This window comes from Saccharopolyspora erythraea (assembly GCF_018141105.1).
Lineage (GTDB): Bacteria > Actinomycetota > Actinomycetes > Mycobacteriales > Pseudonocardiaceae > Saccharopolyspora_D > Saccharopolyspora_D erythraea_A.
Map to the genome: position 1 here is coordinate 3,089,477 of NZ_CP054839.1, position 19,692 is coordinate 3,109,168.

Below are 19,692 nucleotides of genomic sequence, written 5' to 3' on the forward strand. Positions count from 1 at the left end.
CGCATGCTCGGAGATGCTTTCACTCGTCCGTCCCAAGCGGGGCTTACTCGACGGAAAGGGCGTCGGTCGCGGGCTGGTGCGCAGCCGCCGGACCGCTGGACGCTGACGAGCAGTCTGCGCCGGGGCCGGTCGCTGCGAGCGAGGCGAGCAGTCGGACTGGCTCGACCAAGCCGTCGCAGCACAGCGAGTACACGTTGCTGCGGCCCTTGGGTGTTGCGATGATCAGTTGTTGCTCACGGAGCGGCGTGAGGTGGTGGCTGACCAGGGTCTGGCTCATCCCGGTGGCGTCGGTGAGCTCGCGGACCGTGCGGGGTCGTTCGGCCAGCAGCAGCATCAAGGTCAGCCGGGTTTCGTCGGCCACCGCCTTGAGCATGGGCGCAAGGCGGCGTGCCTTCTCGGTCACCGTCGGCGCCGTCACGTCCCACAGCTCGATGTCCAGCTCGCGTGCCATGGTGTCATTCAATCACAAACCGGACTCTATTACCAACAATCACTGGTATTACGTTCGGTTGCTGGTCGATGTCGGCCGCTGAGGTCACTGCGGACGGGGCGGAGCGTCAGCCCGCCTCGGGGCTCGGGCGCACGGTGCCTCAGGCGCGGCGGACTCGGCAGGCGAAACACTTGTACGCCTGTTGCCCGGACAGGTTGTCGAAGTAGTGATCGTCGACGAGGGTGTTGGCGGCCTCGTAGCGCGGATCGCTGAAGAGGTCGCCGACGCTTTGGGCAGGCCCGAAGCCGTTGGGCACGAAGACGGTGTCCTCCCGGATTCCCTCCCACAGCAGTGCAGCTCCGGTGACGTTGCCACGCGGGCTCTCGACCACGACCGGGTCACCGTTGGAGATGCCGTTGCGCTTGGCGGTCCGAGGGTGGATCTGGATGAACCGGAGGCCGTTCAGCTGCTTGCCGGTGTGGGTCCAGTGCGTGACCGACGCGAAATGGACGACGCTGGGCCGTCCGGTCATTCCCATCAAGGGGTAGCGGTGGTGCACATCGCCTGTTGGCGGCACGCCCAGGTGCACGACAGGGGTGAGCGCCTTCGGGTTCACCGGGTTCGTCACGAGCCGGTCGGTGTACGCGACTGTCGGATGACCGCCGGTGACCTCCGGATGCGTGTAGAAGGTCGGCAACGCCGAGTGCCCGGCAGCGGAGAGGGATTGCTCGAGTTCGGGTGTGTAGATCTCGACCTTACCGCTGGGGGTCAGGAACCGCTTGCCCTCGTGGCCAAGGGCCGCCGCGGCTTCGTACCAGGTCGGATGGTCGAGGAACAGGGCGCTGACGCCAGGGTGCTCCGGTGTCGGGCACGGCCAGCGCAACGGTTCGGCGCGAGCGTCGAGGCGTTGCGCGCTCATCCCCTTCATACCGGGTGTGTGCTCGACGAACTCGGACCAGAGGGACCGGTAGTCGGCCCACTGCTCGGGGAACGCTTGCGTCCAGTACGACGGCGGGTTCCTCCGATCGTTGCGCGCCAGGGCATGTGCGAGCTCGATCCAGATGTGCCAGTCCGGCTTCGACTCGCCGACGGGCGGCACCACGGCGTTCTGCCATCGGATGGCCCGGTCGTCGCGGCGCATGTAGACGCCTTCGAACTCCAGTGCGCTGCACACCGGCAGGATCACGTCGGCGTAGTAGGCGGCTTCCTCCATGAAAAGGCCCGTGTAGACGTAGAAGTCGAGCTTGCGGAAGGCTTCCTTCACACGACCGGTATTGGCCGAGGACACCAGCGGGTTGCCCTGCGTGATGATCGCGCTGAGGCGGTAGGGCTTGCCGGTGAGGATGGATTCGGCGAAGTAGTCCGGGCCCACTGGCAGAGCGGCCCCCGTATTCGGAGTGGCCGCCCGCAGCGGCGGCAGTTCGAGGTCGCCGGGCCAGGTGTTGTGCATGAAGTTGCAGCCGCCGCCGAGGACTCCGATGTTGCCGGTGACGGCCGCGAGGAAGGTGAGGACGCGGTAGGTGTCGAAGGCGCCGAGTTGATGCGAGATGCCCGCATTGCAGAAGATCGCCGCCGGGGTTGTCGAGGCGTATTCCTCGGCGGCTTGCTTGATCGTGGGGGTGGGCACACCGGTGACCTCTGCTGCCCACTCAGGTGTGTAGCCGCTGGAGAGCAGGTACGACTTCAGCTCGTCGAAGCCGAGGACCCAGCGGTCCACGAATGCCTGGTCGTGCAGGTCGTTGAGCACGATGTGGTGCAGCATCCCGAGGGCCATGGCGAGGTCGGTGTGGGGTTTGGGGGCGATCCATTCGTCGGCGATCTCACCGGTGGCCGTACGGCGCGGATCGACGACGACGAGCTTCGCTCCCGTCTGCACACGGCTGCGCAGCAGGTACTCGAACGTCACGGGATGGGTCTCGGCCTGGTTGGTGCCGAGGAAGAGCAGGTAGCGCGCCGCCCCCAAGTCCTCCTTGCCGGTCGCCTGGTCCGTCCCGTAGCCGTTGGTGAAGTTGCCGAGGCCGAAGGTCGCCTTGAGCGCGTTGGCGCCGGCGTCGTTGCACACCGGACCCACGTCAGTGTTGTTCGGGCTGCCCAGGAGGGCGAACAGTCTGGCGACGAGCGAACCGACTCCGCGGGGGAGGCGTCCGGTTGTCCGGTTGGCGATCGCTCTCGCTTCGCCGGCATCGCGCAGTTCGAGCAGTCGGCGGGCGATGATGTCCAGGGCTTCGTCCCAGGACATCGGCTCGAACTTGGTGTCCGGTGAGCCTTTCTGGCCGGAGACGCGCCGGAGCGGTTTGGTCAGGCGCAGGGGGTTGTAGACGAGCTCGGGCATCATCGGCGCTTTGACGCAGAGATTTCCCAGTTGTACTGGGTCGTACGGTTCGCCTTTGATGTCGATGATGCGGTTCGCTTTCAGGCTGACGTGCATCCGGCAGTTCGCGTTGCAGAACTGGCAAGCGGTCGCTACGACCGCGTCGGGCTCGAGCGCCGCCGACCCGCGGGTGAAGTCGTGGCCCTCAGTACGCACGGTAGCGGTGAGGGGCAGGCTTCGTCCCGGGTCTGTGGGCAGCGGGGTCTCGATCGCGTCTGCCGTGGGCGCGGTGGCCGATGAGCTCCAGAGTGCGAGGCTCGCGCTGCCGAGGATCGATCCTTGGAGGAAGTGCCGTCGTGATTTGTCCGTGTTCTGCCCCACGAGTGAATTCCTCCAGGCATGCGCGAGTGTCGGAGTCCGTGTTCCGTTGCCCGGAACCGGTTGTGTTTCAGGACCGGGCGGCTTTGATCGACTGCTCCAGGGCGTCTCCGAGCTGTTCGAGACGGTGCCAGGGGATCTCGCCGAGCGTGCAGATGCGGAAGTACTCGGTGGAGAGGCCGCCCTGGCCCGCGTAGATCACGTAGCCGTGGGATTTCAGCTCGTCGTGGAGGCTCGGGTACGACACGCCGTCGGGCAGGTGCAGGGTCGTGACCGAGTTTCCCCGGTGCGGCTGCTCGATCAGGATCCGCAGTCCCAGACGGGCGAAGCTCGACCTGACGAGTTCGGCCCGCTCTCGGTACAGGTGTGTACGGGCTGCGAAGCCACCGGCGGCCTCGTACTCCTCGAGCGCTTCGTCGAGGGCGTAGCAGACCTGGACAGCTGGGGTGAAGGGAACCTCGCCCTTGCGCTGGGCGCTGAGGTAGCTCGCCGCGTTCAGGTAGAGGCTTCGAGCCGGCACCTCGGACAGCCGGGCTATCCCCTTGTCGGAGCACATGAGGAAGGAGAGGCCGGGCAGCCCGTGCAGGCCCTTGTTCGCGCTGCCGCAGAGGATGTCGCCCTGGACCTCGGCAAGGTCTTGGTCTTCGTTGCCCATCCCGCTGATCGAGTCGATGACATAAACCGCGTCCGTTTCGGCGACGACCTCCCCGATCGCCTTGATCGGATTGATCATCCCGGTGGTCGTCTCGTGGTGCACCACCGCGACCGCGTCGATGTCCGGGTGTTCGCGCAGTGCTGTCCGCACGGCGTCGGGATCGATGGGGGTCGTCCACCGGGCAAGGCCGTCGCCGGACGGAGACACTTCATGCGCGGTGATGCCGTTGGCGCGGGCGATCTTGGCGAGGCGATCACCGTAGACGCCGTTGTTGACGACCAGGATCGCCTTGTCGCGCCGCACAGCGCTGATGACCGCCGCCTCCATCGCGGCGGTCCCGGACCCGGTGAGCAGGATGCTTTCATGGGTGTTCCCGAGTCCGACGGCCCGAGGCACAGCGTCCCGCAGCGAGGTGAGCAGTTCCGCGAACTCGGGTTCCCGGTGGCAGAGGTCGCCGCGCAGCAGGGCGTTCTTCACGGCCCGGGAGGTGCACGCAGGACCCGGGTTGAGCAGGATCAGTTCCTCGTCCATGTGGTCGTCAGTCCCGTTCGTCAGACGCTGAAGAAGAGGTTGCGGAAGCGGTCCAGAACCTGCCGGTTGCCGCGGTAGGTACCGCCGTTGATACGGCCATTCGCGGTCAAGACAAGGCCGGCGGGGTCGAATTCGATGACGTCATCGACATCATCGAGTCCGGTTGTCGTGAACTTGAGCCCCTCGCTGGTCACCGACGCCCTCGTGTCGCCGGCGTTTCGTCCCGCGGTCACCCTGATGCCGATGCTGAACGGCTCGACGCCCGTGGTGTCGTTGGTGTTGCTCCACAGGAGGAAGCACGCGGGTACCAGCAGATCGGCGGCGTCGCCGTCCAACGCGTGGGCGGTTCCGAGGCCCTGCCGGATGTCCCATGCGTGAACCGCGTAGTCCAGGACCTGGCAGATCGGGTAGAAGCACGCGGGCGATGGGCCGAGGTAGTCGTGCGGGAGCATCAAGCCAGCCCACTCGTCGTCGCCGAGGTCGGCCACGGCCTTGAGCAGCCGCTCCAGGTCTGCTCGGAGTCGATCGAGGAGCTCGGCGCGTTCGACGGTGCGCAACGAGAGAGCCCCGTCGTTCATCATCGAGGCCATGTCGTGCAAGTCGATCGGTTCCGTGGTGTCCGCCTCACCTCGCGGTGCGGCGAAGGCGCGCAGGTAGCCCTCGGTGTTGTGGACGAGATGAGCGACGACGTCGCGCACCTGCCAGTGCCCGGCTGCGGTCGGGGCCTCCCAGATCGAGGGATCGGAGACCAACTCCAGTGCCTCGGCGGCCTCCTGGCGCCAGACCCTGTCGATGTTCTCCCGACTTGCCGCGTCCATGAAGTTCCAGCTCATGACAGCAACCTGCCGATCTTTTGTAGTGTCCCTGCACTGCGATCGCGAAGAACGCCCTGGCCGCTGGCGCAAGGCGTTGTCCGGCCAACGGGCAGTGCTGGCGGGTGCGGCACGGCTGCGCGACGGTCTCGACAGTAGGGGGCCGGAATCGCTCGCGGGTACCCGTAAGGCACCCCCTACTCCGCACGCGTCGAACACGGGGAGCTAGGGGTGGTCACGACGCTGCTGAGGCATCGATCGATACGACGGTGGGATCCAGCGGGATCACTGAGGAGAGCTCGCTTCGATCGACTGCGAGCTTCCGGTAGATCCTCGTCAGGTGCTGTTCGACCGTGCTGACCGTGACGTAGAGCTTCTTGGCGATCTCGACGTTCGTGTGTCCGCCGGCGGCCAGCGCCGCCACACGCAGTTCAGCATCGCTCAGCTCGCTGCTCCTGGCCATCGAACTGCCTTCGGAGGCATGGTCGCTCGTCAGCCTATTGGGAAAGATCAGTCGTGCCAGCGGCTCGGCGCCGCACTGTTCAGCGAGCTCGTGCGCACGTCTTGCCAGTTTCCGGGCGAGGCTGCCGTTGTGGAGCTCGTGATGTGCTTGGCTGGCGTCCGCGAGCACCCGGGCCGTTCCGAGCTTGTCATCGCACAGCTGGAGAGCTGTTTGCGCATCTTGGAGCAGCCGGGGACGTGCCCGGAGGCTGCTCACGGCAGCAAGGATGCGCAGGGCGAGTCCGCGGGGTCGGTGGTGTCCTGCGGGAACGAGCCGGAGCTGCTCTTCGGCAAGGCGCCGGGCAGATGCCTCGTCGCCGAGTTGCAGGTGGGCGAGTGCTGCGTCGGTCCGCCATGGGAGGAGCGCCGGTAGATCCATGTTCCAACGCGTCATCAATTTCGCGCACATCTGGAAGTCGCTCAGCGCAGCGTGGGTCCGTTCGGCCGCGAGGTGGTATTGCCCCCTGGCGTGGAGGTAGAACAGGCCGACCGGCGTGAGGAACATCTGTTCGGGCACGGGCGTCTTCAACACGGCCTCCGCCTGGGCGTGGTCACCTGTGGATACGAAGGCCGAGAGCATGCTGGCCAGCGGTATGCCGATGGCGATACCCCAGCTCTTGGGGGAGAGAAGTTCGAGCGCCTTGCCGGCGTGTTGCCGAGTGGCGTACAGGTCGCCCTCGCGCACGCTCATGATGCTGCGGAGAGCGGCGAACACGGCGTGCCACGTGGAGGCGTTCCGCTCCTCGGAGTCGACCAGGAGGGCGTCGCACCACTTGGTCGCGATGTCCAGCCTGTCGATGCAGATCAGGGCGACGAGCGCCGCGGTCAGCGGGGCCAATGCGCGGTCGCTGAGATGTGCGCTCTGCAGGATGCGTTCGGCGATGTCGAGCGTGTCCTTGTCGCTGTGGCTGGCCAGTGCTTTGGCCAGTGCGGCGGCTTCCTGCAACTGCGATGTCACCGCGATGGGATCGAAAGGGCTGTCAGCGGTGCAGTCGTTCTCGGCTGTGATCTGCTTGAGGAAGTCGGGGTAGAGGCAGAAGAGCCACAGCAGGGAGGTGTCGGCGGTCGACGGCGCGCCGTTCTCGAAGGTCATCGTGCCGTAGTAGGTCTGCATGATGCAGTTGAGGATGTCCAGGGCGGCGTCGCTGCGACCGTGCCACAACAGCTGCACGAGCAGCATCATGGCGTGTCGACCCTCGAGCTTGCCGTCACGGGCGGCGGACTCGAGCAGCGGGAGGTGGCGAAGCGCCGCAGAAGGGTCGCGTCGCCATTCGGCACGTGCGAGCAGGGATGTCAGCGTTGCTCGGTCGGAGATGTCGCACGTCATACCCGCACAGATCTGTTGTGCCAGCTGGAGACATCGAATCGCCAGGTCGGTGTTGTCGGCGTTCAGCGCGTCCTCCGCGGCATCCTGCAGGGTGGTGATCATCCAGCGATCGCACACACTTCCGGCGGCGATGATGTGGCGCGCCACGACCGAAGGCTGGGCTCCAGCGTTGTAGAGGAGTTCCGCGGCCTTGCGGTGCATCGCCATCCGTTCCTGCGGTGCGATGCTGTCGAGGATCGCGTCACGCACGGCTGTTTGCCGGAAGCCTTCGTTGCCTACGACGCCTTTGGCGGTGAACGCGGACAGCGCCTGGGCCGCGAATGCGTTGTCGAGGTCGAGCATCTTGCCGAGCAGAGCAGAAGATACCGACTCGTCGAGGATCGCGATCGTGCGAGCCAACTTCTTGATGAGCGGTCCACTCCGTTCAGCGCAACGAACCACGGCCTGGCCGAATGCTTCCCCCGCCACCGGAGTGTGGTGGGACGTCGCAACGTGTGCCTGGGTGTCCTCGATCAGCGCCTGGATCAGGGTCGGGCATCCGGTACCCATCTGCTCGATGGGGCCGGCCAGAGCCCGTGCGGCCTTCGGTCCGAAGGTTTCGCACAGCAGCTTCTCCACGCCGTTGCGGGACAACGGCTTCAGTCGAATGGCATGGGTGTAGGGCTGTTCGGGAAGGTCTGCGGGCAGGACCGACTCGAACTGCGGAGGCTGGATTCGCTCGGTCAAGATCACCAGCAGCGGGGCGGAGCGAAGCCGGGACAGCAGGTACAACAGGAACTTCAACGAGTAGTCGTCGGCGTGGTGCACGTCGTCAACGCTGATGACTACGGGACGCTGACTGGTCAACTCGTGCAAGAGCTTCCAGAGCTCACGCAGCACGGGAGTCAGGGACGCGCTGATCTCGTGGCAAGCCGGGCTTTCGAGTGCGAAATCCAACGAGACACGATCGAGCACCTGGATGGCGCGGTCGGTCAGCTCCGGACTGAGCTCAGGCCGACGGATGATCTGGTCGAGCACCGCCAACGGCATGGACTGCTCGGCTTGGGAGGCCGTGGCACTCAGCCACACCGCGCCGGCTTCGGTCGCACCTTGGGCGAACGCGTGCAACAGGGCGGTCTTGCCGCTGCCCGCGTCCCCGCTGATCACCGCGACCCTCGCCCTGGAGTGCTGGCAGTCGATCAGCAGCTCCTCCAAAGCCGCAATCTCCCTGTCGCGGTCGACCAAGGTCATAAGAAGCTCCTGTTGCCTTTCGTGCTCCATTGACGTCAAGATTGCGGCGTCAGTTGGAGACGGCTGGGTAAATTTGTGGATGTGTGCCACGGTCGGCCCAGGCAGGAACGCGCTCTTGTTTGGAAATCGAAACCTGGTAGGACTCGCGAATTTTGTGGGTAGCGCCCCTCGTTCAGATGTGGGCGTGCCAGTTTCGGGATGTTTCTGTGCACTGCATGGCGCACCCACGCGTCCCCCTCGCGAACCCTGCAGTATCGATCAGCACGTTAACCCTATTGAACGATAGCGAAAGATGGGAACACAATCGGCCCTTCGGGGTCCTGCCCGGGGGTACGCATCGTCGCACTGGCCGCCTGCGCGTTGGTCTTTCTGGCGGGCGTATTGGCGTGGGCCGATCAAGCTCTGCCGTGGGCAGGGCTTCGTGGCGCGCCATGTGGCGTGGGTTTTTTCGGCGAGGGAGTTTCCGATCGCTGGCGAACGTGCTAGCTGGCTGCGACTGATGGTCCTAGCAGAGCACCTCCTAATGTGCCTCGAAGACGAGTCCGTTCAGCCCACACTCCTGAGTGGCGGTGTGTCCTGGCGTTCCCAGTTTCCCGTTTTTTCGGCGGGTGGGGGCAGGTGGTCTGCCGGTAGGGGGTCGGCTAGGGGTTGCCGGGCAGGTGAGTGCTTCTAGTCTTGCTCCTAGCCCTGACACGGCGTGTCGGCGCAACGTTTTTGTGTGGGGTTCTGATTCAGCTGACTGCCGTTGTCGGCGAACTCGGCGAACCGGGGCATGACCGTCCGGGCATTCGACTGGTGGGAGGATTTGTGTCTGCTGCGGTGAAACCCAGATTGGCGCTGGTCGGCGACCAGTACAATCACGACGAGCCTTCGCATCCGCGGATCGAGGCCCTCCTGCCGGAACTCGGAATCGTTGCCGAGTGGGTTCCCACGACCGAGATCACCGACGCGACCGACTTCACCGTCTACGACGGGATCTGGGTCGTCCCGGGAGGTCCGTACCGGGCGCAGCAGGGCGTGCATCGCGCGATCCGGTTCGCGAGGGAGTCCAAGGTCCCGTTCCTCGGCACCTGCGGTGGGTTCTTCAGCGCCGTACTCGAGTACGCCCAGAACGTGCTCGAGTTGCCCGAGGTGGCCGAGCTGGGTGACGATCTCGAGCCCATCGAGCACTTGATCCTTCCCAGCGCGTGCTCGACCGATACCGAGCATCGCGTCCGCCTGAGCCTGCGTTCCGGCTCTCGCCTGTCAACCATCTACGGGCAGGAAGTCGAGGTCGACGAGCTCCTGCAGTGCCAGGACGGCATCGTCCAGGAGTTCATGGACGCCGCGGCCCAGGGGGAGGTTCGCTTCTGCGCTTGGGACCCCACTGGTTCCCCACGTGCGGCGGAGATCGGGGACCACCCGTTCTTCGTCGGCTGCCTCTTCCAGCCCGAGCTGTCCAGCACCGCCGACTCCGTGCATCCGATTCTCGCGGCGTTCCTCACCGTGGTCCGCGATGCTGCCGAGAAGCAAGCAGTGGAGAGCGCTGCCGGTGCCGCCACGAACAGCGGAGCGGCGCGATGAGTCCGGGGCGACTGCTGAGGCAGGAGCTTGAAAACGGCCAGCCCACCGGCGACGCCCGGTGGCGTCGACTCGCAGCGCGTGTGACCGTTGCGCTCACCGGCTCGCTGGACGAGGTACAGCCGATAGCAGGGGCCCCGGGCCACGGCTGGTTTCCGCAATGCGCGGAGGCGGATTCGGCCTTTGAAGCGGCCTGCGGGCCTGGTTCGCAGGCCGTCGCGGTCAATGTCGGCAGCGGGCTCTGGGCTGTAAAGCGCAGCAGCCGCAACGGCGAAGTCCAGCTTCTGTGCGTCTTCAACATCACGGATTCACCGCAGAGCTTCATCCCTGCGGCCCATTTGCCCACCGCGTCGCCGCAGTTCATCAGCGGCGATGTCGACACCTACCGCACACCGGAGCACGAGCTGGTGTGTCGCCTGCAGCCGTTCCGCGATGTGTGGCTGAAGGCGCGCACCGGAGTCGACAGTGCCTGAACTTCCGTCCGCGGCCCACACCCCCGAGCGAAGGAGCGCGAAGATGACGACTGCTGACAAGGCGCGGACCCTTGACCTCGACGAGATCGCCATCACGCCCGTCGACACCGTTGACGCCACCATCGAGGTCCTCGGTTCGAAGAGCTACACCAATCGCTTCCTCGCCATCGCCGGCCTGTGCTCCGAACCGACTACGCTGCACAACGCGCTGCTCTCGCAGGACACGGTCCTTCTCGCCGAGGCGCTCCGCGCGTTCGGCCACGTGGACGTCGTCATCGACGATGCCGCGAACACTGTGGCGATCACCCCGAACGGCCGTGAGATGCGAGCCCCGGCCCAGGAGATCCACATGGGCAACGCCGGCACGCCGATCCGGTTGCTGATCTCAATGGCGAGTCTCGCTCAGGGCACGACGACGCTCACCGGGAACGAACGCATGCAGGAGCGGCCCATGGGGCATCTGCTGGAGGCATTGGCTCCGCTCGGCGTTTCCGCCCTGTCCGTGCGCAGGAATGGATCACCGCCGATCATGATCGAGGGCCCGAGTCTCGACGGCGGTACCACCGGCATCCACGGCACCGTTTCCAGCCAGTTCACCACGAGCCTGCTCATCACCGCTCCGCACGCGGGCAACGACGTCGACATAACCCTGCTCGACGACCTGGTCTCGAAGCCCTACGTCGACATGACGGTCGCCGCCATGCGGCGCACGGGAGTCACCGTCGACCGCCGTGGGTACGAGTACTTCTCGGTCAAGGCAGGTCAGCAGTACCAGGGCGGAGACATCACGGTCGAGCCGGACGCGTCCGGGATGTCGTACTTCCTCGCGGCGGCGGCCATCACTGGCGGGCGGGTGCGCATCCCCGGCATCAACGGTGACTCCGCTCAGGGTGATGTCGGACTGGTCAGCGCGCTGGTGAAGATGGGGTGTCGAGCCGACGTCACGGCGGACAGCATCACCCTCGAGGGCGGCAGCTTGACCGGCATCGACATCGACATGTCGAACATGCCCGACGTCGCGCCGACCCTTGCCGTCGTTGCAGCGTACGCCCAGGGCCGCACCCACATCACCGGGATCGGGAACCTGCGTGTCAAGGAGTGCGACCGCATCGACGCGGTCAGCACGGAGCTCAGCAAAATGGGTGTCAATGTCGACACCACGATCGACACGATGACGATCCGGGGCGGCGGCGAACCCAAGGGTGCCGTCATCGACACCTACGACGATCACCGCATCGCTATGGCGTTCGCGATCGCCGGATTGCGCACGCCGGGTGTGGTCATCCGAGACCCGGGGTGCGTGCGCAAGTCCTTCCCGTCCTTCTGGCAGCGCCTCGACGATCTGCGCGGGAAGAGCTCGTGACACGGCGAGGCGGAGTACTGCTGGTCCTCGATGGTTGGGGCCACGCGCCACCGGGGCCCGACAATGCCATCGATGCGGCCAGCACGCCGTTCCTGGACGAGTTGCTGCGGTCCTGTCCGGGCCCGCTGCTGGAAGCGTCGGGACCGGCCGTCGGCCTGCCGGATGGCGTGGTCGGCAACTCGGAGATCGGCCACCTCGTGATCGGGGCAGGTCGGCCCCTGGCCTATGACAGCCTGCTGGTTCAGCGCCAAGCCGAGTCCGGCGAGCTGCGCACCAACCTGATGCTGCGGGAGGCATGCGCGCAACTCGCGGGAACCGGTGCGGCGCTGCACCTGATCGGGCTGTGCTCGGACGGACGGATTCACTCCGACATCGAGCACTTCTCCGAACTGTTGCACGCAGCTTCGGATGCCGGCCTCGGCGACGTGTGGCTGCATGCCATCACCGATGGCCGCGACGTCGCCGACGGGACCGCCGGCGGCCACCTGGCACGCCTGATGGCGATGTCGGACTCGGCAGGAGTCGGCCGGTTCGCCACGGTAATCGGGCGGAACTACGCGATGGACAAGAGCGGCAAGGCGGAGTTGACCGATGCCGCAACCCGGCTGCTGATCGACGGCCAGGGGGAGACCACGGCGCCGGACGCCATCTCGGCCGCCGTCGGGCCCGGTGACTCGTCCCTGCCTCCTACCGTCATCTCGGTAGCCGGTGGGGCGTTCACCGGTGTCCGCGATGGGGACGTGATCCTGTTCGCGAACTTCCGCAGCGATCGGACGGCACCGCTGGTTGACATGGTCGCCGAGCGCTTGTCGACCAGCGGACGCGCAGGAGTGCGTCTGCTCAGCCTCGCGCAGTACGACACCCGCACGCCTGTCCCCGCTCTCGTGCCACGCGCGGACGCGTCGGGTGGTTTGGCGGACGCCCTGGAGGCAGTCGGCGCCCGATCCGTGCGCATCGCCGAACGGGAGAAATTCGAGCACGTGACGTTCTTCATCAACGGCCGGGACTCCCGTTCCCGTCCTGTCGAGGAACACCAGTGCGTGCCGTCGGCAGATGGCGAAGACTACGTCGCCAGGCCAGAGATGAACGTCGAAGGTGTTGCCCAGCACGTCGTCGACGCTGCGGCACGTGATGACGTGGCATTGGTGATCGCCAATCTGGCCAACATCGACGTCGTCGGCCACACCGGGGACTACGCGGCGACGGTCCGTGGCACCGAGGCCGTGGACCTGGCCGTCCGGCGGATCTGCCAGGAGGCCCGTGCGAAGGGCCGCTGGGTTCTGCTCGTCGGGGACCACGGAAACGGCGAGCAGATGTCGCAACGCGGTGACGACGGGACGAGCCGACCGTATGGGGGACACACCCACAACAAGGTCCCTTGCCTACTGGTTCCCGCGCACAACGGGGCGCCGGGACTGGTGCGTACCGGTGTTCAACCGCGGTTGCCGTCCGTGGCGCCAACCGTGCTGGATCTCCTCGGAATTCCGCAGCCGGACGAGATGTCGGAGCCGTCTCTCCTGCACGTCGCCGGGCGCTCCGAAAGCCATGCGTCTCCGTCTGTGGCAATCACGAACTGAGGAACTGTGAACATGCGCAGCAACAGGAGCGGGTGGGCCGATCATCAGGCGGAGGCCACCCCGGAAGGCGTCGACCCCATCGCTGTCGTCGGTATGGCCGGACGATTCCCAGGTGCCGCCGACCTCGCGGAATTCTGGCAGCAGCTGTGCGCGGGCTCGGACGCGATCACCGAGATCCCGAAAGACCGCTACGACGTGGACGCGATCTACGAACCCGCTCCGTCCTCACCGGGCCGGACGAGCAGCCGATGGGGTGGCTTCCTCGAACGCATTGACGAGTTCGACGCCACCTTCTTCGGGATTTCGCCACGCGAGGCGACGCGTGTCGACCCGCAGCAGCGGCTTCTGCTCGAGGTCGCGTACGAGGCATTCGAGGACGCCGGAGTACCGGTCGACGGGATCGCCGGGTCCGACACCGGTGTCTTCGTCGGCCAGCAGGGTGGCGAGTACTGGCACCTGCAGTACCAGAACAGGGAATCGCTCGAGTTCTACGGTCTGATCGGGTCGGCTGCCCGTGCGATGACCTCGGGTCGGCTGGCGTTCAGCTTCGACCTCCGCGGCCCGACGCTCACCGTGGACACCGCATGTTCGTCCTCGCTGACCGCGGTCCACCTCGCCGCGCAGGCCATCCGCTCCGGTGAGTGCGAGATGGCGCTGGCGGGCGCGGTGAACATGGTCCTGCTGCCGGAAGAGGGAACGATCTACTCCGGCGCCGGAATGCTCGCCGGCGACGGGCGATGCAAGTTCGGCGACGAGGCTGCGGACGGGTTCGTCCGCAGCGACGGCATCGGAGCGGTGATTCTCAAGCCCCTGTCCCGAGCCCGGGCGGACGGCGACCGGGTTCGAGCGGTGATCCTGGGCAGTGCCGTGGGCAGCGACGGCAGGAGCAACGGTTACCTGGTGACCCCCAGCGAGGAAGGGCAGCAGGGCGTTCTGAGCCGCGCTTACCGGCAAGCCGGAGTCAACCCCGCGGACGTCGCTTACGTCGAGGCCCACGGTACTGGGACAGCGGTAGGTGACGTTGTCGAACTGCAAGCGTTGGGCGCGGTGCTCGGGGCGGGGCGTCCCGCGGAGCAGGAATGCCTTGTTGGCTCGGTCAAGACCAACATCGGCCACGCTGAGGGCGCAGCCGGTATCGCCGGCTTCATCAAGACAGTCCTTTGCCTCGAGCACGGGGAGGTGCCCCCGAACCTGCACCGGCACACCCCGAACCCCGCTGTCCCGTGGAGCGAGCTTCCGTTCCGACTGCCGAACGCACGAACGCCGCTTCCCGCGAGAGGACGTCGGACGTTGGCGGGCGTTAGCAGCTTCGGCCTCACCGGTGTGAACGCGCACGTCGTTCTCGCGACTCCGGAGTCACCGGCTGGCGTGGAATCGGAAAAACAGAGCCAGACCCGCGTGGAGCACCGCGCCGCGTTGTTGCCCGTCTCCGCCTCGACGCCAGAGGCATTGCGGCAACTCGCCGGGCGCTATGCCGACTCCCTGGACTCACGTGCACGCACCGCCGGGGACTGGCTCGACATCTGCTACAGCGCAGCGGTGCGCCGTCAACATCAAGATGTGCGCCTGGCCGTACCTGCGGCGTCGGCGTCCGAGGCGGCCGCCGCGCTGCGCGGGTTCGCCGAAAACGGTGACGCACCGGGGCTGCCGTATGCCGAGTACGTGGGTGAAGACCGTCCGCGAATCGCCTTCGTGTTCCCGGGGCAGGGATCGCAGTGGATCGGGATGGGCCGGGAACTCCTCGACTCGGAGCCAGTCTTCCGATCGGCATTGCGCGAGTGCGACCAGGTGATCAGGGCAGAAGCGGGCTGGTCGGTCATCGAACTCCTGCGCACCGCCGACGCTGGCCGGTTCGCGGAGCTCGATGTCATCCAACCCACGCTGTGGGCGATGGAGGTCGGCCTGGCCGCGCTGTGGCGGTCCTGGGGCATCGAGCCCGACGTGGTGCTCGGCCACAGCATGGGGGAGGCGGCGGCGAGCTACGTCGCGGGCGCGCTCAGCCTCGCCGATGCGGGAGCGGTGATCTGCCGGCGAAGCGCGATCGCCAAGCGGCTGAGCGGGCAGGGCACGATGGCGTGGGTGGAACTTTCGGCCGCGGCAGCCGCCGAAGCCATCGCCGGACACGAGGATCAGGTCTCCATCGCCGCCGCGAACAGCCCGACCTCCACGCTGCTGTCGGGCGAGCGCAGAGCACTTTCCACGATCCTCGCCGCACTGGACGAGCAGGACGTGTTCAACCGCTGGATCAACGTGGACTTCGCCTCGCACGGACCGCAAGTCGACAGCATTCGCGAGGAACTGCTCACCGCGTTGGCCGACATCACCCCCGGGTCAGGTTCCATCCCGATCCACTCGACCCTGCTGAAAGAGGTCATCGACGGGGCGGGGCTCGATGCGGCGTATTGGGCGCGCAACATCCGCGAGCCCGTCGACTTCGTCGGCGTCGTGCTCGGCGAGCTCGAACGCGGTGACACCGTGTTCATCGAGATCAGCCCCCACCCGGTGCTGGTCAACGCCATCGACGCGACCGTGTCCGCGCACACCGGCGTGGGCACTGCCATCGGTTCCCTCCGCCGAGAGGAGCCGGAGCGAGCAACGTTGCTCACCTCGCTCGGCAAGCTGCACACCCGCGGCGTACCGATCGATTGGGAGCGGGTGACGCCCGGAGGGCGATTCGTGCCGTTGCCGAAGTACCCGTGGCAACGCGACTCCTTCTGGGTGGATACCGCACCGCCCGCCGAAGACGCCAAGACGACTACGGCGCCAGCCGCACACCCCTTGCTCGGCGTCGAAGTGGCAGCCGAGCCAGGTAGCCGGTCGTGGGAAGGTCCGATCGATCTGGAGCGGAATTCCTACCTCCGCGACCACAAGGTCGATGGCGCGATCGTCCTCCCGGGGGCCGCCTACCTCGAGTTGGCCACCGCGGGAGCGCACAAGATCCTCGGCCAGGTGCCGATCGCGGTCTGCGACATCCGGTTCCGCCACGCCGTCCTCCTCTCGGATGGCGAGGTGACGATCGTGCGCGTGACCCTCGCCGACCGCGGTGAGGATCTCCTGTTCCAACTGCGCAGCCGTACTGATGCGGAGCAGGAATGGACACTGCACGCCGAAGCGCGGGTGCGTGCCATCCCGGACGCGGTGCGCGAACTGGACGGCTCCTTTACCGACATCAGTGCGCGGTGCCCGGAGTACCAGACGCGGGCGGACTTCTACCCGTGGCACGCCGACCTGGGAAACCAGTGGGACGGCGCGTTTCAGGCGATCGAGGAAGTGCGGCGAACCGACGGTGAAGCCCTGGCGCGGCTGCGATGCCGCGAGTCGATCCGGCCTACGTTCGACCACCACGAGTTCCATCCGGCGATCCTGGACGCAGTGGCCCATTCCCTGGTCGCGGCTCGCCCCGAGGTCGCACCAGGGCAGGACGCGCCCTTCGTTCTCGGGAGCATCGACGAGGCGCGGTTCTACCGCACGCCTGAACCGGACCTGTGGGTCCACGTCCTCCTCGGTCGAACGGGCCGTGTCGACTCCTTCCAAGGAGACGTGCGCGTGTTCAACGGAGATCGACAGCTCATCGCCGAACTGCGCGGGCTGCGTCTTCAGTACCTGGCCGGCCATGCCCCCGAACCGCTCAAAGAGGTAGCGATGCCCCCCGTGAAGACGGCGACGAACGGCACACCCACGTCCGGCGAACCTCAGCCCAGTGCTCGCGTTGCTCAGCACGACGATTGGCTCTACGAGCTGCGATGGCTGCCCAGCGAAGCAGCAGAAGCCGTAGCGACGTCCGCGAGCAGTGACGACGGTGTGTGGCTGGTGCTCGCCGACAGCGGGCCGACGGGCCGCGCCGTGGTCCAAGCGATGCAGGAGCGCGGGCACCGGGTGATCGCGGCTACCACTGCGGCCCGCACGGGGAAGACGAGTACCGACCGGTACCGGATCAACCCGGACTCGGTCGGCGGACTCGCCGAGGTCCTCAACGAGATCTCCGCGGAAGGCCCGCTGCAGGGCATCGTGCACATGTGGAGCCTCGACGCCACCCCACCCCTCGATGCGACGTCCGCCGAAATCGGACGTGCCCGAACCTTCGCCTGCCACAGCGTCGTCAACCTCGTGCAGGCGCTGGAAACGGCAGGTCTCGTCAGCAAGCCCCGCTTGTGGCTGGTGAGTCGAGAGAGCCAGCAGGTCACCCAGGACGATGTCGTCACCGCGCCGTTCCAAGGCACGCTGTGGGGCCTGGGACGGACCATCACAGCCGAACACCCGGAGCTGCAGACGGCCCTGGTGGACATCGACCAGGCCGCCGACAGCATCCCCGCCTTGGTCGAGCAGCTGCTGCGTCCCGATGACGAAGACCAGCTCGCCCTCCGCGACGGTCGACGGTTCGCTGCGCGGCTAACCCGACGTGCTACTGGCGCCGATGAGGTCCCGACTCCGCAGGCCAGCGAGGTCGTCATCCGCGCGGTGCATGCCGCGCTCGGCCAGTCGGCCACGAGCAACGAGGTCACGGGCGTCGTCGAGGCCGTAGGGAACGACGCTGCCGGCTTCGCCGTCGGTGACGAGGTCGCTTCCCTGACGGACGACCCGGCGTCGCCGTACATCACGGCGGCTGCTTCCCGAGTCGCGCGCAAGCCGCGCGGGCTCAGCACTGCAGAGGCGGCGGCGGTCCCGTATGCGTCGCTGGCCGTCGCAGCCCGGGCTGACCGGGTCGGCGAGGCCATTTCAGGCGTACTCGAGCTGGCCGAACGGGACATCGTCCCGCCGTTGGAGCACGTGGAGATTTCCGCGACGGAAGCTTCCGATGCGATCCGGACGGCCGTGCGGCGAGCCGCTGGCGACCGGGTGCTGCTGTCCTTCTCCGAGACCGGGCGGACCTCGGTGCACGCCCAGGGTGACGTGGTCCGGCCGGACGGAACCTACCTCGTCACCGGAGGGCTCGGCGGCATCGGCGCGACGTTGGCGAACTGGCTGGTCGACCAGGGAGCCCAGCACCTCCTGCTGACAGGTCGGACCCCGCTGCCGGCCGTCGACACCTGGGACACCGTCGGACCGAACGACCCGGTCGCGCCGAAGATCGCACTGCTGCGAAGCCTGGCCGACCGCGGTGCCGACGTCGAGTACGTCGCGGTCGACGTCGCCGATGCCAAAACCATGCGTGCGGTCCTCGACGAACGGAGCAATGCCGGAGAGCCGCCCCTGCGGGGCGTCCTGCACGCCGCTGGAGCCGTCGACTACATCGCGGTGCGGGAGCTGGAACCGACACAGCTCGACGAGCTCCTGCACGCCAAGGTCTCCGGTGGGTGGAGCTTGCACAGCGTGGTCGAGGACAAGCAGCTGGACTTCTTCGTGCTGTTCTCCTCCGGCGCCACGGTGCTCGGCTCACCCTTCCTCGGCGGGTACGCCGCGGGCAACGCCTTCCTCGACGCGCTCGCTCACCACCGCCGGGGGAAGGGCAAGCCCGCCCTGGTGATCAACTGGGGGTACTGGGGCGGCGTCGGCATGATGGCCCGCAAGGCACGCGACGAGGGACGAAGCGTCCTGCCGCAAGGGATGTCGCACTTCAGTCCGGCCGAAGGCACGACTGTGCTGAACGACCTTCTTCGCGGTGACCAGACACAAGTCGCCGTCCTGCGCGTCGACTGGCCGAGCTGGGCAGAGGCCTATCCCACCGCAGCAACCTCGCCGCACCTGCGAAGCCTGCTTGGTAGCGATCGCGGCTCCAGCCGAGTGCCACCAGCAGCCACGCCGGCAACCGCGATCCGATCAGTCCGGCTCGGCCCCGCTTCTCAGACGACCAACGGCGTGGAGTCGCCAGTACCCACGCAGAAAACCGCCGCCGGCACACCTGAGCCAGCGCAGCGGAGCAAGCCGACGGCGCCCACACCCGCAGTCGCGGAGTCGGTGGTGGCACCTGACGCCGGGGGTGAGCTGGAGGTGCGGTTGGTCGACTTGGCGGCGGCGGTGCTGGGGATGCGTGCGGAACGGATCAATGTCGGGCTGCCGTTGAAGAAGATGGGCATGGATTCGTTGATGTTCATGGAGTTCCGCAATCGGGTGGAGCGCGAGTTCCAGGTGAAGCTTCCCGCGGTGAAGCTGTTGAACAACGGCTCCCTCAGCACCGTCGCGCAGAACATCCGCGCCGCGTCAGCCAGCAGCCACTCCACCGCTGCGAAACCGGCCAACGGGCGAGCAACGGTGGCCGACACCGAACCGACCGCGTCGGCCAGCAGCACCCCGGCACCCGTGGGTCCCGTCACGAGCCAGCAATCCTCGGCAGAGGCAGGGCCTGACGCCGGGGGTGAGCTGGAGGTGCGGTTGGTCGACTTGGCGGCGGCGGTGCTGGGGATGCGTGCGGAACGGATCAATGTCGGGCTGCCGTTGAAGAAGATGGGCATGGATTCGTTGATGTTCATGGAGTTCCGCAATCGGGTGGAGCGCGAGTTCCAGGTGAAGCTTCCCGCGGTGAAGCTGTTGAACAACGGCTCCATCACCACTGTCGCCGAAAACATCCGCACCGCGGCACCGGCGGTCTGACAGCGCTGTTCCGCTG

Annotated in this window: 10 protein-coding genes; 5 read left to right on the top strand and 5 right to left on the bottom strand. The window is 66.9% G+C overall.

The genetic code is table 11. From position 1 onward, the window contains the following. Positions 1 to 43 precede the first annotated feature (43 nt). The 5 genes from HUO13_RS14450 to HUO13_RS14470 all read right to left on the bottom strand — a co-directional run bounded on the left by HUO13_RS14450 (position 44) and on the right by HUO13_RS14470 (position 8,175). Complete coding sequence (locus HUO13_RS14450; RefSeq protein ID WP_211901877.1) at positions 44 to 451, bottom strand: ArsR/SmtB family transcription factor; 408 nt, start codon at positions 449 to 451, stop codon at positions 44 to 46. Positions 452 to 590: 139 nt separating this feature from the next. Further along, complete coding sequence (locus HUO13_RS14455) at positions 591 to 2,957, bottom strand: molybdopterin-containing oxidoreductase family protein (RefSeq protein WP_211901878.1); 2,367 nt, start codon at positions 2,955 to 2,957, stop codon at positions 591 to 593. A 232-nt stretch (positions 2,958 to 3,189) separates the two neighbouring features. Then, the gene (locus HUO13_RS14460) at positions 3,190 to 4,305 is read right to left on the bottom strand and encodes a pyridoxal-phosphate-dependent aminotransferase family protein (protein ID WP_211901879.1); all 1,116 of its coding nucleotides are present in this window, start codon (positions 4,303 to 4,305) and stop codon (positions 3,190 to 3,192) included. 20 nt (positions 4,306 to 4,325) lie between these two features. Beyond that, positions 4,326 to 5,138: a maleylpyruvate isomerase family mycothiol-dependent enzyme gene (locus HUO13_RS14465; RefSeq protein WP_211901880.1), complete on the bottom strand. Its 813-nt coding sequence runs from the start codon at positions 5,136 to 5,138 to the stop codon at positions 4,326 to 4,328. Positions 5,139 to 5,352: 214 nt separating this feature from the next. Then, a complete protein-coding gene (locus tag HUO13_RS14470; RefSeq protein WP_211901881.1) occupies positions 5,353 to 8,175 on the bottom strand; it encodes a helix-turn-helix transcriptional regulator in 2,823 nt (940 codons plus the stop codon). 675 nt (positions 8,176 to 8,850) lie between these two features. On the opposite strand from HUO13_RS14470, the gene HUO13_RS14475 reads away from it, so the two are divergent. The 5 genes from HUO13_RS14475 to HUO13_RS14495 all read left to right on the top strand — a co-directional run bounded on the left by HUO13_RS14475 (position 8,851) and on the right by HUO13_RS14495 (position 19,676). Further along, positions 8,851 to 9,738 (top strand): glutamine amidotransferase-related protein, encoded by an 888-nt coding sequence (locus HUO13_RS14475; protein ID WP_249124798.1) that lies wholly within the window; start codon positions 8,851 to 8,853, stop codon positions 9,736 to 9,738. An 80-nt stretch (positions 9,739 to 9,818) separates the two neighbouring features. Beyond that, positions 9,819 to 10,208, top strand: a complete 390-nt coding sequence (locus tag HUO13_RS14480) for a hypothetical protein (protein WP_211901882.1) — start codon at positions 9,819 to 9,821, stop codon at positions 10,206 to 10,208. Positions 10,209 to 10,251: 43 nt separating this feature from the next. Beyond that, the gene (aroA, locus tag HUO13_RS14485) at positions 10,252 to 11,571 is read left to right on the top strand and encodes a 3-phosphoshikimate 1-carboxyvinyltransferase (protein WP_211901883.1); all 1,320 of its coding nucleotides are present in this window, start codon (positions 10,252 to 10,254) and stop codon (positions 11,569 to 11,571) included. After that, positions 11,568 to 13,148: a 2,3-bisphosphoglycerate-independent phosphoglycerate mutase gene (gpmI, locus tag HUO13_RS14490; RefSeq protein ID WP_211901884.1), complete on the top strand. Its 1,581-nt coding sequence runs from the start codon at positions 11,568 to 11,570 to the stop codon at positions 13,146 to 13,148. The genes aroA and gpmI overlap by 4 nt, the downstream gene beginning before the upstream one ends. A gap of 12 nt (positions 13,149 to 13,160) precedes the next feature. Further along, positions 13,161 to 19,676, top strand: a complete 6,516-nt coding sequence (locus tag HUO13_RS14495) for a type I polyketide synthase (protein WP_211901885.1) — start codon at positions 13,161 to 13,163, stop codon at positions 19,674 to 19,676. Positions 19,677 to 19,692 lie beyond the last annotated feature (16 nt).

What these genes read in the sequence shown, in the direction of transcription:
- HUO13_RS14450 (WP_211901877.1), bottom strand. Translation starts at nt 451, where the DNA reads ATGGCACGCGAGCTGGACATCGAGCTGTGGGACGTGACGGCGCCGACG.
- HUO13_RS14460 (WP_211901879.1), bottom strand. Translation starts at nt 4,305, where the DNA reads ATGGACGAGGAACTGATCCTGCTCAACCCGGGTCCTGCGTGCACCTCC.
- HUO13_RS14465 (WP_211901880.1), bottom strand. Translation starts at nt 5,138, where the DNA reads ATGAGCTGGAACTTCATGGACGCGGCAAGTCGGGAGAACATCGACAGG.
- HUO13_RS14470 (WP_211901881.1), bottom strand. Translation starts at nt 8,175, where the DNA reads ATGACCTTGGTCGACCGCGACAGGGAGATTGCGGCTTTGGAGGAGCTG.
- aroA (WP_211901883.1), top strand. Translation starts at nt 10,252, where the DNA reads ATGACGACTGCTGACAAGGCGCGGACCCTTGACCTCGACGAGATCGCC.
- HUO13_RS14495 (WP_211901885.1), top strand. Translation starts at nt 13,161, where the DNA reads ATGCGCAGCAACAGGAGCGGGTGGGCCGATCATCAGGCGGAGGCCACC.